Here is a 15,486-nt window from a genome sequence, read left to right as displayed (position 1 = left end):
TTATTCTTTGTCTGCGATCAAAACGCCGGAAACATTCCAGGCGGAAAAACTGCCGCCTTCCGGTTTGCCAAGTGGGATAGCCACCTGCAGGGTATGCCTGCCGGGCTTCAGGTCCGGCAGCGGGATCTCTGCCGGCAGCGTGAGCGTGCCGGGGCACCAGTTGGAACGGCTCAGGTCGGAGGAGGACAGACCACTGCCGAAATTACCGGAAGCGGGGTTCAGGAAACGGTAGGTGCCGCAATCTTCCCGCCAGGGGATGAAATGGTACACCCGTTTACCATCCGCAAATATCTCATTCAGCTTGGGATTGAATTCATCTCCTCCTCCCCATCCGCCGTGGCCGGTGGTGATGTACCGCAGCTTCAGGTTTTTCAGCCCTTCGGGTATATCTACCGTGACCGTCAGGGAATCTGTTTCGAACATGGTGCCGTATTCCTGACCCGCCATTTCCATCACATTCGTGCTGTTGAATACCGGCATCACCCATGTTTTGCTTTCTTCCTCCTGTGCTTCTCCGTCGAAGCCCGGATAATATTTGAACTGCAGGCTGGCCTTATGCCCGCCTTTATCGTAGTTGCCGATAAACACCCCTATCCATACATTCCCCTGCAAACGCGGCAGCAGTGCGGAAATATCCTGTTTATACACTGCGGAATCCGCCCAGTCATATCCTTTGATCCTTACCTGTTCATTGAAATGCCTTACCCCGAATGGTGTGAAAAAACGCATCAGTTCCAGCGGCGGCAGATAATTCTCCGTGGCCACCACGCCCTGGTAACGCTTTCCATTCCTGGCGGTGTACACCGGCAGCGCATTCACGCCATCCTTCAGGCCGTTGAGAAAAGAAAGCGGCCGGTCTCCGGGGATCATGAATACGGAACCGGTACGGTCGTACGCGTCCCCGTTGGAATATTGCACAAGCTCTGCAAACATGCGCTGACCGCGCCTCACAGCGGGAAGTTGCACTTTTTTCAGGATCACCGTACCGCCGGAATAGCGGTAGGTCACATCGCGCTGGTCGTCCGCAGGGTTGTTGATCTCGTTGCCAAAACTGATCTGCTCCCGGTCGAAAATGGTAATTGTACTGTATCTGCTCTCTATGATCTGGCGCTGGTAAGCCGGTTCATCCACCATTTTCCCCCATTGTTTGGGCCAATCCAGCTCTTCGTCGGTCACTTGCCGATATTCAATCTGTTTTGCAAAGGTTTCCGAATTGCCGTTACGGACGATCTTCAGCACAAGCCCCAGCCCCGGCGCCACCGTGATGTTCGGCGTACCTTTCACTTTCAGGTCATTGGTGTACCAGATTTCGATGGTATTGGAACGGATGATCGCCCTGGCCTTTTTACAGGGAATGCCGAGAATAGTATCTGCACCGGGCAGTAATTCCGGCCGCGTATATTCGCTGAAAGGTTTCTTCAGCGTATAGGTGTTCCCGTTACTGTTCAGCACCTGGTAGCTGGCCTTTTCCGCAAGCTGCAGGAACTGCTGTTCCGTCTGTCTGCCCATTCCGGCTACTTTTGCGCGGTTACCGCGGATATACAGCTTTTGCTCTCCTCCCGATTCTTTCCCGTTGTTGCGAAACCCGTAAGTGACTACGGCTTCCTGCTGTGCGAATAACGGCCCTGCGGCCAGGCTCAGTGCGCAGGCGATGATAATTCCTCTCATAGCTGGTTATTTGAAGGTTGTAAAGCTAAGCATCATAAATGAAAAAAGCGCAGCCTGCTTGCTGCGCTTTATAACACTATCATTCACTCAACTATGGCTTATTCTGCTTCGGCTACCACTTCTTTCACTTCCGGGATCATCCGCTTCATCATGCCTTCGATACCGGCTTTCAGCGTGATCATGGAGGAGGGGCAGCCAGAACATGAACCCTGCAAGGCGAGGGTCACAACCCCTTCCTGGTAATCCTTGAACTGGATGGCGCCGCCGTCCATTTCAACTGCAGGTTTCACGTAGTTTTCGAGTAATTCTTTAATGCGTTGCACCACTTCGGTCTCATCCCCGCTCAGGGTGATGTTGGATACAATATCCTCTTCGTTGATCACCGCGCGGTTGTCTTCCAGGTATTCCTTCAGGAATTGTTTGATGGTAGGAATAACATCCGTCCAGTCGGTATCAGCCGTTTTGGTAAGCGTTACAAAATTGCTGCAGATGAACACCCCCCGGATAAAGGGAAAGGTGAAGAGTTCTGCTGCGAGGGGAGATGGGCCGGTGCTGGCTGCATCTGGGAAATCTATCGATTTATTCGGATACAGGAGCTTGTTCACCACAAACTTCATCGTTTCCGGGTTCGGCGTCATTTCCGTATAGATACTGATGATTGGATTTCCTGTTTTGATCATTTTATTAACAATTTTCTCCTGCAAATTTAGCAAAAATAGCCGAGAGTACCCGGGCAAAATCCCAACTGTGATCAATTTGACTATTTTTGTGATATGGTACAAACCAAAACGCTGCAAGCGCGCAAAAGGATCGCTCTGATTGCGCACGACCACAAAAAGGCGGAACTGATGGAATGGGCTGTTTATAACAAGACCGTTCTGAAACGCCACGAGCTCTATGCCACCGGAACCACCGGGAAACTACTGGAAGATACGCTGGACGTATCTGTCCGCAAGCTGTTAAGCGGCCCTTTGGGTGGCGATCAGCAGATCGGCGCACTGGTTGCCGAGGGAAAAGTGGATGTGATCATTTTTTTCTGGGACCCGATGGAAGCCCTGCCGCATGATCCGGACATCAAAGCCCTGTTACGGCTGGGTGTGGTCTGGAACATCCCGATGGCCAGCAACCGGGCCTCAGCAGACTTCCTGCTGACCTCTCCCCTGATGCACCAGGAGTACACGGTGATCCTCCCGGATTACGGGCAGTACCTCGGCAGAAAGGTCTGACCGCCACCATGGCGGTTTTCCGGCAAATTCCACACCCTTTGTTCCTGGTCATGCAGAGCAACGGGGAACCTTTTTTACGGGAGAAACCCCTTTTTTATCACACTTACCGGTGCGCCTGCTCATAATGCTGTTTCAGCATATCTTCCCCGAAATCATTCTTCAGGTCCCGGAACGTTGTATGCACATGGTTGGCGTTGTTCTGCGTATTGTCATATTCTATAATGAATGTAGGCCCCTGTATGCGGTAGTAATGCCCGCCACCCCATTGCTGCGCTCCGGCCCAGGCGAAATGCAGATTGTCCAGCCCGGCCGCCGTGATCTCTTTCCAGAGGATATCCGCCATCAGGCTGGTGTACCGGTCCACATACACCGCCAGCAGCCGCTTCAGCAGCAACTGCTGTTCCGGGTTCAGCTGCGGGAACGGCAGACCGGGAGGTTCCGGCAGCCAGGCCTTCCGGGCGTTGCCGGTAATAATATCCGCCGGGGCTTTATCCATGACCAGCGCCTGCTGCAGCTGGGCCTTGTTCAGCGAATGCAGCAATTGAAACCCCAAGGCAGACTCTTCTTTTAAAACCTGCCTGCCTTTAGCTGGCCCATCGGGCACAATGGCCGGGTTGGCGCCCATGAAAGCCGGGGTACCAGCCACGAGACTGCTGTCCACCGCTGAAAAGTTCAGCGACAGGTGATGCCCTTCCATCCGCCAGCCCCAGGGCTTTCCGGCAGCGGGTTCGCCAAATACGGTAAAGTAGTATTTCCCGGGATCACGATAGCTGTCTTCCGGTCCGCGCCCTTCGAGCGCTCTCAGTATCTCTTCATTGGCCACAATAGCACGGGCTTTCTGATAACCGCTGCCACTCATACAGGCCTTCAGCAACAGGTATGCTTTCTCCCGCTGCGCCGCCGTCATGTCCTTTAAAGGCAACCCTTTCCGTTGCTTCGGCACAAAATGCCAGTTGTACCGCTCCTCATCTTCCCAGGGGAAACAGGCCTGCTGCCGCAAAGGCGCATCCAGGGAAGCGATGAACTGCTGCGCAGCCGTTTCCATTCCGGTTGGAACGGATTGCGCCCGGCATGCATGGCACATGCCGGCAAAGAACAAAACAACATAAATAACCGTTTTTCGTTTCATACCGCGGACGCTTTCTACAAAGTACGATCTTTTTACCGCTTGTAAAATATGGCGCTTGTTTTGCTGAAAATGAGCATCTTCCGTATTTGGTAATTAACCGCAGTACTTTATTTTCGCACTTTTTCAGGTAAAGGCCATTTCCGGTAAAACAGTTGAGTTCATGTTGAAGTTTATTCTGGCAGGATTAATAGGATGTTGCTGTCTCATCCAGCAAAGCAAGGCCCAGTTGGCTCCGAAAAGGGAGCTCCGGGCAGTATGGATCGCTACTGTCAGCAATATCGACTGGCCTTCCCGCAAGGGCATGAGCACCGCGGAACAACAGCAGGAACTGATCCGGCTGCTGGACGATTATCAACGTACCGGCATCAATGCCATTATCTTCCAGGTAAGACCGGCCAGCGACGCTTTTTATCCTTCCCCGTATGAGCCATGGAGCGAGTACCTCACCGGAACCCAGGGCAGAGCGCCCGCTCCTTATTACGACCCCCTGGAGTTTATCATAACAGAAACGCACAAACGGGGAATGGAGTTCCACGCCTGGTTCAACCCTTACCGCGCAGTGATCAACTACCGCTCGGCCAGGCTGGCGCCCAACCATATCTCCATCATGAAACCGCAGTGGTTCGTTACTTATGGCAATAACAAATATTTCGATCCGGGCATTCCCGAGGCGCGCAGTTATCTGACCAGTGTGATCCGGGATGTGGTGCGCCGGTATGATATTGATGCCGTTCATTTCGATGATTATTTCTATCCTTACCGCATCGCCAACAGGGATTTCCCGGACAGCCGCTCCTTCCGTACCTATGGCCGGGGGAAAAGCATCGATGACTGGCGGCGCTCGAATACGGACAGTATTATATATATGCTGCACACGGCCATCCGGGAGGAAAAGCCCTGGGTGAAGTTCGGGATCAGCCCCTTCGGGGTCTGGCGGAGCCAGGACAAAGACCCGAACGGTACCCCCACCAAAGGGAGCCTTACCAATTACGATGACCTTTATGCGGATGTGATCAAATGGCAGCGCCTGGGCTGGATCGATTACCTGACCCCGCAGCTTTATTGGGAATTCGGTCATCGCCTGGTGCCGTTCGAGGTGCTGGTGAACTGGTGGGCGGACCATGCTTATGGCCGTCATATGTACATCGGCCATGCCCCCTACCGCATCGGCAGCACAGCCGGCTGGAAAAGCACGATGGAAATGCCCCGGCAGATACAGGCTGCCCGCTCCCTCAATACCGTGCAGGGCAGCGTTTTTTACAGTGGCAAAACCTTTGCGGACAATCCGCTGGGATTCGCGGATTCCCTGAAAAACCACTTTTACCGCTATCCGGCGCTGCGCCCCACCATGCCCTGGCTGGACGATAAAGCGCCCCTGGCGCCGTATTTCATTGATGCTTTTGAAAGGCCCCAGGGCCTTGAGATCCGGTGGTCAGACGATGATACTTCCGGTCAGACCCGCCAGTATGTATTGTATCGCTTTGAAGCCCAACAGGCCATCAACCTGAACGATCCGGCCCACATCCTGGCCATTGTGCCGCAGATGCCGGACCCTTTCTGGATGGACCGAACATACATTAAAGGCAGGCCTTATGTTTATATTGTTACGGCACTTGACCGTATGCAAAATGAAAGCCTTCAGAGTGATCCGTTGCGTATGGAAATCATCGGGGGAAAGCCGCATTTTCATTTCGAACCCTAGCCAGCACACGTCTTTCAGGAGCCGGGAGTGATGCCCGGCTTTTTTATGCCCGCCATCACCGGATGTACCGTTCAATTTTTATAAAATTTAAATAGAAGCCCGTTGATTTTTACATTTTTCTAAATTTTGTGGCTTTAATAGTGCATTCTATAAAAAATTCCGCATTCTATTAGTATCTTTAAACGTTCCCAATACAAATTACGGTACTGTTCCACGGAGATAGGCCTTGCCTGCCGTGGAGTGAGGTATCTGATAAAAGGAAAAAAATCTAAGCCAATGCGTGAAGTGAGCCAATTGCAAGGTTTGTATAGACCGGAATTTGAACATGATGCCTGCGGTACGGGCTTTACCGCCCATATCAAGGGACGCAAATCCCACCAGATCATCCAGGATGCATTAACAATGCTGGAAAATATGGAACATCGCGGCGCCTGTGGATGTGAGCGTACTACGGGCGACGGTGCCGGCATACTTATACAACTGCCACATGAATTCTTTTATGCCGAATGCCTGAAACTCGGCATTCGTCTTCCGGAGACGGGCAAATATGGTGTGGGGATGGTATTCTTCCCGAAAGAACCGCGCTGGCGCGAAGAGTGCCGCGAGATCATACAGCGTTGTGCGGAAAAGATCGGGCTGGACATCCTCGGATACCGCAAGGTGCCCGTTCGTCCCGATGGTATCGGTGAAACCGCCCTGTCCGTTGAGCCGGAGATGGAACAGCTGTTCATCGCCTGCCCATATCATATTTCAGACCAGGAAGAGTTCGAACGCAAACTGTTCGTGCTGCGTAATTATATTACCAAGACCGTACGCAACTCCATTCCGAAAGACAAGGCGGAGATCTACTTTGCTTCGCTTTCGTCCCGCACCATCGTATATAAAGGTCAGCTGACCACCTACCAGGTGGGCCATTACTACCCTGATCTCCGGGATATCCGCGCAGTTTCCGCTTTCGCGCTGATCCACTCCCGTTTTGCGACCAATACTTTCCCCAGCTGGAAACTGGCCCATCCGTTCCGCTTCATTGCGCACAACGGCGAGATCAATACGCTGAAAGGCAACCTGAACTGGCTTCGCGCCGGCGAAAGCAGCTTTGTGACGAAGTATTTCACACCGGAAGAGATGGAAATGCTCTCCCCCATCGTGGAAGACGGTCAATCCGACTCCGCCTGCCTGGACAATGTGATTGAACTGCTGAACCTTACCGGCCGGTCCCTCCCGCATGTCATGATGATGCTGATCCCGGAAGCCTGGGACGGCAACGAGGATATGGACCCGGTAAAGAAAGCTTTTTATGAATACCATGCTTCGCTGATGGAACCCTGGGACGGGCCCGCCTCCATCTCCTTCACAGACGGCAAGATACTCGGCGCTACGCTGGACCGTAACGGTCTCCGCCCTTCCCGTTTTGTGGTAACGAAGGATGACCGGGTAATTATGGCCTCGGAAGCCGGCGTACTGCCCATCGACCCGAAAAATGTAAAAGAGAAAGGCCGCCTGCAGCCCGGCAAGATGTTCGTGGTAGACATGGAACAGGGCCGCATCATCGGCGATGAGGAACTGAAACAGTCCATCTGCTCCCAGCAGCCTTATGCCGAATGGCTGAATAAATACAAGATCCGCATCGATGAGCTGCCTGAGCCGAGGGTAACTTTTACTCACCTGGAACAAGAGCAGATCTTCAAATATCAACGCGCCTTCGGGTACTCCACCGAAGATCTCGAAAGCATCATCGCTCCCATGGCAATTGAGGGCAAGGAGCCCATTGGCTCCATGGGCACGGACGTTCCGCTGGCCGTGCTGAGCGATCAGCCGCAGCATCTGAGCAGCTATTTCAAACAACTGTTCGCCCAGGTGACCAATCCGCCCATCGATCCCATCCGGGAAAGACTGGTGATGTCCCTCGCCACTTTCGTAGGCAATAACGGCAACCTGCTGGATGAAGATCCGCTGCACTGCCACAGTGTTGCCTTGCCGCATCCCATCCTGAACAACTACGATATTGAAAAGATCCGCAGTATAGATACCGGCATCTTCCAGGCCAAGACATTACATACCTATTTCAAGGCAGACGGTAAACCCGGCTCCCTCGAAAAGGGCCTGGCCAGGCTGTGCCGTTATGCGGTGGATGCGGTGGAAGACGGTTTTGAAGTGATCATCCTGTCTGACCGCGCCATTGATTCTGAACATGCGGCGATACCTTCGCTGCTGGCGCTTTCCGCTGTTCACCACCACCTGATCCGCAAAGGTTACCGCGGCCAGGTGGGCCTGATCGTGGAAGCCGGGGACGTATGGGAAGTGCATCATATCGCCTGCCTGCTGGGCTTCGGCGCTACGGCTATCAACCCGTACCTGGCCCTGAGCACCATCCGCAACATGCGCCTGAACGGCAAATTGCAGACGGACCTGGATGTGGATAAACTGAAAAAGAATTACATCAAGGCGATCTGCGAAGGATTGCTGAAAGTGTTCTCCAAAATGGGTATTTCCACCCTGCAGTCCTACCAGGGTGCGCAGATCTTTGAAATACTGGGCATCAACAAATCTGTGGTGGACAAGTATTTCACCGGCGCTGTTTCCCGTATTCAGGGTATGGGGCTGGACCAGATCGCGCAGGAAACGCTGGCCAAGCACTGGACGAGCTACGGCCGCAAGGAAACACCCGTTCAGCGCCTCAGCACCGGCGGTATTTACCAGTGGAAAAGGAAAGGGGAATTCCACCTTTTCAATCCTACCACCATTCACTTGTTGCAGTATTCAACAAGGATGAACGACTACAACATCTTTAAAAAATATTCCAAAGCCGTAAACGATCAGAGCGAAAAAGCCGCTACCCTGAGGAGCATGTTCACGTTCAACCGTACCCGCCCCTCCGTTCCGCTGGAAGAAGTGGAATCAGCGGAAAGCATCCTGAAACGTTTTGCCACCGGCGCCATGAGCTTCGGTTCCATCAGCCATGAGGCACACTCCACGCTGGCGATCGCCATGAACCGCATCGGTGCAAAAAGCAATACCGGTGAGGGCGGAGAAGATGAGATCCGCTATGAGGTGTTGCCGAACGGAGATTCCATGCGCTCGGCCATCAAACAGGTAGCTTCCGCACGTTTCGGCGTGACCAGCTATTACCTGACGAATGCTGACGAACTGCAGATCAAAATGGCCCAGGGCGCCAAGCCCGGGGAAGGCGGCCAGCTGCCCGGCCATAAAGTAGATGAATGGATCGGGAAGGTCCGTCACGCTACGCCCGGCGTAGGCCTGATCTCCCCGCCGCCGCACCACGATATTTATTCTATCGAGGATCTGGCGCAGCTGATATTCGACCTGAAAAATGCGAACCGCGCCGCGCGCATCAGCGTGAAGCTGGTATCCAAAGCCGGTGTAGGCACCATTGCTGCCGGTGTGGCCAAGGCACATGCGGACGTGATACTCGTATCCGGCCACGATGGCGGTACCGGTGCTTCGCCCATCAGTTCCATCAAACATGCCGGCCTGCCCTGGGAGCTGGGCCTGGCGGAAACACATCAAACACTTGTCCGCAATAAATTAAGAGGCCGCGTGACCCTGCAAACGGACGGCCAGCTGAAAACCGGGCGCGATATTGCCATCGCTACCCTGCTGGGCGCCGAAGAATGGGGCGTTGCCACCGCGGCGCTGGTGGTGGAAGGCTGCATCATGATGCGCAAATGCCACCTGAACACCTGTCCCGTTGGCGTTGCCACACAAGACCCGGAACTGCGGAAACGCTTCGCCGGAGATCCCACCCATGTGGTGAACTTCTTCCACTTCTTGGTAGCAGAGTTCCGTGAGATCATGGCGGAACTGGGCTTCCGTACCGTAGCAGAAATGGTGGGCCAGGCAGATACCCTGAAAGTGCGGGACAATATCTCCCACTGGAAATATAAACACCTGGACCTTTCTCCCATCCTGTACCGTGAGCCGGCTGCAGCAGATACCGGCCTGTACAAGCAGGAGGAGCAGGACCATGGCCTGGCGGAAGTGCTGGACTGGCAATTGCTGAAAGCCGCAAAACCGGCGCTGGAAAATAAAACCCGCCTGTTCGGACAGTTCAGGGTGAAGAATACGGACCGTACCATCGGCACCATCCTGTCCAACGAAATATCCAAGATTTACAAAAGCGAAGGATTACCGGAAGATACCATTCACTTCAAGTTCACCGGTTCCGCCGGGCAGAGCTTCGGGGCATTCAATACCAAAGGGGTAACGCTGGAGCTGGAAGGCGAAGCGAACGACTACTTCGGGAAAGGGCTCTCCGGGGCCAAGCTGATCCTGTATCCATCTACGGAAGCAGGGTTCAAGGCAGAGGAAAATATCATCGCCGGTAACGTGGCGCTTTATGGGGCCACATCCGGAGAGGCATACATCCGCGGTAAAGCGGGTGAGCGTTTCTGCGTGCGGAATTCCGGCGCAACGGTTGTGGTAGAAGGCACCGGCGACCACGGTTGCGAGTACATGACCGGGGGCAAAGCGGTGATCCTGGGTGAAACCGGCCGCAACTTCGGCGCGGGCATGAGCGGCGGGATCGCTTATGTATATGATGTGAAAGGCGTTTTCAGCAGCCGCTGCAATACGGATATGATAGACCTGGACCCGCTGGGCGAAGAAGATGCCGCACAGCTGCAGGACCTGATCACGAAACATCACGCTTATACGAACAGTACGGTGGCGAAGTTCATTCTGAAAGACTGGGAAAACCAGCTCCGCCACTTCGTAAAAGTATTCCCGAAAGAATACAAGGCCGCATTGAAAGCTGCTGCGCAGAAAGGCGTAAAAAACAAGGTCTGACGGGCCTTCTGAAACGGTGCACAGGCACCGGAGAATGCTTTGATTCACTTTAAAAAGCGTCCCCTCACGGGGCAAAGAGATATGGGTAAACCTACAGGATTTCTGGAATTTACAAGGGAGCTTCCCGGAAAGGCTGATCCGAAAGCGCGGATCAAACACTATAATGAATTTGTGGAACGCTTCCCGGAGCCGAAGCTGAATGAGCAGTCCGCACGCTGCATGAACTGCGGTGTTCCCTTCTGCCACAGCGGATGCCCGCTGGGGAATGTGATCCCGGAGTTTAACGATGCCGTGTACCGGAAGGACTGGCAGGAGGCCTATGATATTCTTACGGCTACCAACAACTTCCCTGAATTCACCGGCCGGATTTGTCCCGCCCCCTGCGAAAGCGCCTGCGTACTGGGCATTAACCAGCCGCCGGTAGCCATCGAGGAAATAGAGAAACACATTATCGAGATCGCATTTGATAAAGGGCTGGCGAAAGCCAAAGTTCCCCGCGTACGCACCGGCAAGAAAGTAGCGGTGATCGGCTCCGGTCCCGCCGGGCTCGCGGCCGCCGCACAACTGAACTACGCCGGCCACCAGGTGACCGTGCTGGAGCGGGATGACAGGCCGGGCGGACTGCTCCGTTACGGCATCCCGGATTTCAAACTCGAAAAATGGGTGATCGACCGCAGGATCACGCTGATGGAAGAAGAAGGAATTGTGTTCCAGTGCAATGCCAATGTAGGCGTTAACGTTAGTGTGAATGACCTGTTGCGCGAATATAATGCGGTGGTGCTCGCCGGTGGCTCTACCATCCCGCGGGACCTGACCATTCCCGGCCGTGAGCTGAAAGGTGTTCATTTTGCGATGGACTTCCTCAAACAGCAGAACAAACGGGTAAGCAAACTGAAAGTGGAAGGAGAAGATATTATCGCCAAAGGCAAAAATGTTGTGGTGATCGGTGGCGGCGATACGGGTTCGGATTGTGTTGGCACATCCAACCGTCACGGTGCGCGGAGCATCACACAGCTGGAGCTGTTGCCCAAGCCTCCCGGCGAAAGAACGCCTTACATGCCCTGGCCCACTTACCCGATGGTGCTGAAAACATCTTCTTCTCATGAGGAGGGGGCGGACCGCAAATGGGCTATCGCTACCAAGTCTTTTGTCGGCGATGATAAAGGGAACCTGAAAGGTTTGCTGCTGGTAGACCTGCAATGGACTTCCGGTGAAGATGGCCGTCCGGCGCGCTTTACGGAAGTGCCGGGTTCCGAGCGGGAAGTGCCTTGCGAACTGGCATTCCTGGCAATGGGCTTCCTGCATCCGCAACATAAGGGCATGCTTGACGATCTTGGTGTGGAAACGGATGACCGGGGAAATGTAAAAGCCACCGAAAAGGCATACCAGACATCCATTCCCAAGGTATTTACTGCGGGCGATATGCGGCGGGGTCAATCCCTGGTGGTGTGGGCGATCAGTGAGGGACGGGAATGTGCGCGGAAAGTGGACGAGTTCCTGATGGGCAGTTCCCAGCTGGAAAGCAAGGACCATTCCGTGATGGCATTGTCCATCTAAAAACGAATAATTCAAGATTTCTCATAAGCAGGTTTAGATTTTGTTGTAACCTTCAGCCGGGCCGGGTTTTTACCCGGCCTTTTGCTTGGGCGGGAATGGCAGCGGTAGAGACCGCCGCCAGCCATAAAAATCTTAACCCCACTTATGGTTATGTGAACAATCACAAATTAACAGGGTTCTCCGCTCTCCCGCGCTGTTCATTTTGTTCATTTTCCCAACCGGTGTTAACACCCAAATTTCCTGTCCAGATGGCCAGCCGGAGAACGACCGGAATTCTGACCCGGCATCTGGTTTATTTCTTAATTTTATACGACTAACCAAAACCTCATTCCATATGCGTTGGCAAGGACGCCGCGAAAGCGGTAATGTAGAAGATCGCCGCGGCGCCTCCCGGGGCGGCCTCATCGCCGGAGGCGGCATCGGCGGCATCGTTATAGCCCTGCTCATCTATTTCCTCGGCGGTGATCCCTCCCAGGTCATGAACATGCAACAGGCAGGACCACAGCAGCAACTTTCCCCGGAACAACAGGCCGCGGAAAACGAGGCCGCCGGGTTCGTTAAAGTGGTGCTCGCGGAAACCGAAGATGTATGGAACAAGGTATTTTCCGAAATGGGCCAGCAATACCGGGAACCGACACTCGTGCTCTTCACCGGGGTGGTGGAATCCGCCTGCGGCAACGCCAGCAGCGCCTCCGGCCCGTTTTACTGCCCGGCGGATGAAAAGGTGTATATCGACCTGTCTTTCTACGACGAACTGCACCACAAGCTCAATGCTCCCGGGGACTTTGCCATGGCCTACGTCATCGCTCACGAAGTGGGGCATCACATCCAGAAGATCACCGGCATCTCGGACAAAGTGCAGCGCATGCGCGGCCGCGTCAGCGAAACGGAATACAACAAACTCTCCGTAAAGCTGGAACTGCAGGCGGACTTCCTGGCCGGCGTATGGGCGCATCATACCCAGCAGTTACAGAACATCATTGAGCCCGGCGATATCGAAGAGGCCCTCAATGCGGCCAATGCCATCGGGGACGACCGCCTTCAGCAGCAGGCACAGGGTTATGTTGTGCCGGACGCTTTCACCCATGGCACTTCCCGGCAACGCATGTACTGGTTCAAAAAGGGGTTTGAAACCGGTGATATCCGGCAAGGTGACACATTTTCCGAATTGTAAATGATCACATATCCACCAATAAGGCTGACATGAAAAGACAAATTGTTTGGAAAGCATTACACTATCAGATGATGGAATACTGTAACGTGGAAGTAACGGATACAGATATACGGATCGATGGCACCATCGTAGGTTTTGCGGAAGACACCCCGTTCTCCGTTACCTACGATATCATTACGGACCGGCTCTGGCAGGCTACTTCCCTGGAAATGGCCATCGAAAAAGCCGGTGAAACACAATGGATATCCCTGCAGCGGGAACCGGGCAAACACTGGACCCAGAGCGGCCATGCCCGCCCGGAGTGGGATGACTGTACGGATATAGATATCTCCCTCACCCCGCTCACCAATACCCTTCCCATCCGGCGCCTCGCCGAAACACTGAACGACCGCCAGGAAATAGATGTGCTTTACATCAATATCTTCAAAGGCGAGATCAAGCCCGTGAAACAGTGGTACACCCGGCTTTCGGCAAATAAATACCGCTACGAAGGCGTTGCGAAAGATTTCAAGGCGGAGATCATTGTAGACGATGAAGGTTTCGTGAAAGACTATGAAGGTTTGTTCCAGCGGCTGAACAGCTAATCCGGATAGTACTGCTTAAGCAGGTAGAGATATTTCGCCGGCATATGATGTACGAAAACGTTCTGCCCGTCGAACGGGAATTTGCTGTGGTACGCTTCATCCGCCATCAGTATCACCGGCGCTCCCGCGGTCATGTAATTATTGCTGTGCGCATACTCCGGCTGTTTCAGCTGCGGCAGGCCTTTGGCAGAGAGTTTATACACCGTGTTGCCAAGATATTTGCGGAAACGGCGTACCGAACGGTTCGTTGCCCGGGTCATTTTGTTATACACCATATTGCCGTACAGGCGCACAAAGAACTTCTGTTTCTTAAGCCCGTTTTTCAGATTGATAAAAGGGTTCACGGCATTAAAATCATTGACCGTCTGAAGCGAAAGCGGCGTCTCCGGCACCCAGTCCGCACTGTTCACCACACGATATCCCCAGCCATTGCGGGTAATGAGATCAAAATCGTAGGCATAGTATAAATTGCCCGGCTTGGGCGCGGCGCTGCAATAGGCTTTGTACACGATATCATCCGGCATGCCGGGCAGGTATTCCAGGTAAGACCGTGTGAGGAATGCGATGGCGCCACCCTGGCTGTGCCCGGTGATAATAAACTCCCTTACGCCTTCTGCATACAGTGCCCTGATATGCCTGACGATATCCGGGGCCATGAAGCCCAGCGCCATCGTCCAGCCCACATGTACATACGCCGCGACGGTATCCGCTGCCAGCTGGTAATCGAAACGGCTGCTGTCCGTCAGCTGCAGCGAACCTTTTGCCGGTATCATGGCAGCATAAAAATTAGCCAGCCAGCTCTCCGTTTTCCCGATCGTGCCGCGTATCTGCACTATTCCCACTCCGTCCTGCCGTTTCCAGAGCAGCCAGCGGTTATAAAAGCCCACTTCCGGGCTGGTGTATAGCAGGGTATATTTATCAGGGTGTTTTTGCATCACGGTGCTGTCTCCCCGCTCGGGCAGCTGCAACAGTTCCGCATATTCATTTGCATCGAATCCTGGCCGGAGGTGTTGAGCCTGCAGCGGGAAATACAGGCATACCAGTAATCCGCATAGCGTTCTGCGCATATGTTTTTTTGTAAAATAACAAAAAAGATGCGCCAATGTTGATAAGCTGTAAATTGCAGGCATGTTAACGATCGCAAGGGCCGGGGAAGAACAGATACCGGTCATTCAACAAATTGCGTATGATACCTGGCCGGATACATTCCGGGATATTCTCTCCCCCGAACAGATCCGGTATATGCTGCACATGATGTATCATGAAAACGCCCTTCTGCAGCAAATGCGCAGCGGCCATGTTTTCCTGCTGGCGGAATGGAGCGGAATGCCCGGCGGATTTGCCGCGTATGAACTGAACTATCACCATCAGCCCGTATCCAAGCTGCACAAGATATATGTTCTCCCTTCCATGCAGGGGAAACAGGTGGGTAAAGCCCTGCTGCAGGAAGTATCCCGGATCGCGGGGGAAGCTGGCATGCAACAGGTATGGCTCAACGTGAACCGCGAAAATAAAGCTACCGGTTTTTACGAACGTTTCGGTTTCATAAAAACAGGTGAAGAAGATATTGACATCGGCAACGGATATTTTATGAATGATACCATCATGCAATTGACGCTGTAAAGCCGGCACGATTATTT

Annotated in this window: 11 protein-coding genes; 7 read left to right on the top strand and 4 right to left on the bottom strand. The window is 53.6% G+C overall.

Annotation, left to right across the window (positions count from 1 at the left end):
* Both FW415_RS04440 and FW415_RS04435 read right to left on the bottom strand, forming a co-directional pair.
* The gene (locus FW415_RS04440) at positions 1 to 1,668 is read right to left on the bottom strand and encodes a PNGase F N-terminal domain-containing protein (protein WP_148383084.1); all 1,668 of its coding nucleotides are present in this window, start codon (positions 1,666 to 1,668) and stop codon (positions 1 to 3) included.
* A gap of 98 nt (positions 1,669 to 1,766) precedes the next feature.
* Positions 1,767 to 2,348 carry a NifU family protein gene (locus FW415_RS04435; RefSeq protein WP_148383083.1) on the bottom strand — a complete coding sequence of 194 codons (582 nt, stop codon included), beginning with the start codon at positions 2,346 to 2,348 and terminating at the stop codon, positions 1,767 to 1,769.
* Positions 2,349 to 2,441: 93 nt separating this feature from the next.
* Here FW415_RS04435 and FW415_RS04430 point away from each other — a divergent pair, with 93 nt between their 5' ends.
* Positions 2,442 to 2,894 carry a methylglyoxal synthase gene (locus FW415_RS04430; protein WP_148383082.1) on the top strand — a complete coding sequence of 151 codons (453 nt, stop codon included), beginning with the start codon at positions 2,442 to 2,444 and terminating at the stop codon, positions 2,892 to 2,894.
* Between the two features lie 103 nt (positions 2,895 to 2,997).
* Here the strand turns inward: FW415_RS04430 and FW415_RS04425 are convergent, their stop codons facing one another.
* Entirely contained in the window at positions 2,998 to 4,023 is a 1,026-nt protein-coding gene (locus FW415_RS04425) for a DUF3500 domain-containing protein (protein WP_210420828.1), read from the bottom strand.
* Positions 4,024 to 4,183: 160 nt separating this feature from the next.
* Here FW415_RS04425 and FW415_RS04420 point away from each other — a divergent pair, with 160 nt between their 5' ends.
* The 5 genes from FW415_RS04420 to FW415_RS04400 all read left to right on the top strand — a co-directional run bounded on the left by FW415_RS04420 (position 4,184) and on the right by FW415_RS04400 (position 13,846).
* A complete protein-coding gene (locus tag FW415_RS04420; RefSeq protein WP_148383081.1) occupies positions 4,184 to 5,725 on the top strand; it encodes a glycoside hydrolase family 10 protein in 1,542 nt (513 codons plus the stop codon).
* A 276-nt stretch (positions 5,726 to 6,001) separates the two neighbouring features.
* Positions 6,002 to 10,531, top strand: coding sequence for a glutamate synthase large subunit (gltB, locus tag FW415_RS04415; protein ID WP_148383080.1), 4,530 nt, complete (start codon positions 6,002 to 6,004; stop codon positions 10,529 to 10,531).
* A gap of 81 nt (positions 10,532 to 10,612) precedes the next feature.
* The gene (locus tag FW415_RS04410) at positions 10,613 to 12,088 is read left to right on the top strand and encodes a glutamate synthase subunit beta (protein ID WP_148383079.1); all 1,476 of its coding nucleotides are present in this window, start codon (positions 10,613 to 10,615) and stop codon (positions 12,086 to 12,088) included.
* Between the two features lie 334 nt (positions 12,089 to 12,422).
* Positions 12,423 to 13,262, top strand: a complete 840-nt coding sequence (locus tag FW415_RS04405; RefSeq protein ID WP_148383078.1) for a neutral zinc metallopeptidase — start codon at positions 12,423 to 12,425, stop codon at positions 13,260 to 13,262.
* Positions 13,263 to 13,291: 29 nt separating this feature from the next.
* Positions 13,292 to 13,846, top strand: coding sequence for a putative glycolipid-binding domain-containing protein (locus tag FW415_RS04400; RefSeq protein ID WP_148383077.1), 555 nt, complete (start codon positions 13,292 to 13,294; stop codon positions 13,844 to 13,846).
* On the opposite strand, the gene FW415_RS04395 is transcribed toward FW415_RS04400, so the two are convergent.
* A complete protein-coding gene (locus FW415_RS04395) occupies positions 13,843 to 14,913 on the bottom strand; it encodes a lipase family protein (protein WP_168208663.1) in 1,071 nt (356 codons plus the stop codon). The genes FW415_RS04400 and FW415_RS04395 overlap by 4 nt on opposite strands.
* A 61-nt stretch (positions 14,914 to 14,974) precedes the next feature.
* Here FW415_RS04395 and FW415_RS04390 point away from each other — a divergent pair, with 61 nt between their 5' ends.
* Complete coding sequence (locus FW415_RS04390) at positions 14,975 to 15,469, top strand: GNAT family N-acetyltransferase (protein WP_148383075.1); 495 nt, start codon at positions 14,975 to 14,977, stop codon at positions 15,467 to 15,469.
* Positions 15,470 to 15,486: the final 17 nt, after the last annotated feature.

It is taken from the genome of Chitinophaga sp. XS-30 (assembly GCF_008086345.1).
In the GTDB taxonomy this organism is placed as follows: domain Bacteria; phylum Bacteroidota; class Bacteroidia; order Chitinophagales; family Chitinophagaceae; genus Chitinophaga.
Note: the sequence above shows the minus strand (reverse complement) of the source record. Positions and strands in the feature narration are given on the sequence as shown.

Bases quoted from the DNA above. Each gene is read 5' to 3' on its own strand.
- FW415_RS04420 (WP_148383081.1), top strand. From the start codon at position 4,184: ATGTTGAAGTTTATTCTGGCAGGATTAATAGGATGTTGCTGTCTCATC.
- FW415_RS04425 (WP_210420828.1), bottom strand. From the start codon at position 4,023: ATGAAACGAAAAACGGTTATTTATGTTGTTTTGTTCTTTGCCGGCATG.
- FW415_RS04395 (WP_168208663.1), bottom strand. From the start codon at position 14,913: ATGCGCAGAACGCTATGCGGATTACTGGTATGCCTGTATTTCCCGCTG.
- gltB (WP_148383080.1), top strand. From the start codon at position 6,002: ATGCGTGAAGTGAGCCAATTGCAAGGTTTGTATAGACCGGAATTTGAA.
- FW415_RS04430 (WP_148383082.1), top strand. From the start codon at position 2,442: ATGGTACAAACCAAAACGCTGCAAGCGCGCAAAAGGATCGCTCTGATT.
- FW415_RS04390 (WP_148383075.1), top strand. From the start codon at position 14,975: ATGTTAACGATCGCAAGGGCCGGGGAAGAACAGATACCGGTCATTCAA.
- FW415_RS04435 (WP_148383083.1), bottom strand. From the start codon at position 2,348: ATGATCAAAACAGGAAATCCAATCATCAGTATCTATACGGAAATGACG.
- FW415_RS04410 (WP_148383079.1), top strand. From the start codon at position 10,613: ATGGGTAAACCTACAGGATTTCTGGAATTTACAAGGGAGCTTCCCGGA.
- FW415_RS04405 (WP_148383078.1), top strand. From the start codon at position 12,423: ATGCGTTGGCAAGGACGCCGCGAAAGCGGTAATGTAGAAGATCGCCGC.
- FW415_RS04400 (WP_148383077.1), top strand. From the start codon at position 13,292: ATGAAAAGACAAATTGTTTGGAAAGCATTACACTATCAGATGATGGAA.
- FW415_RS04440 (WP_148383084.1), bottom strand. From the start codon at position 1,668: ATGAGAGGAATTATCATCGCCTGCGCACTGAGCCTGGCCGCAGGGCCG.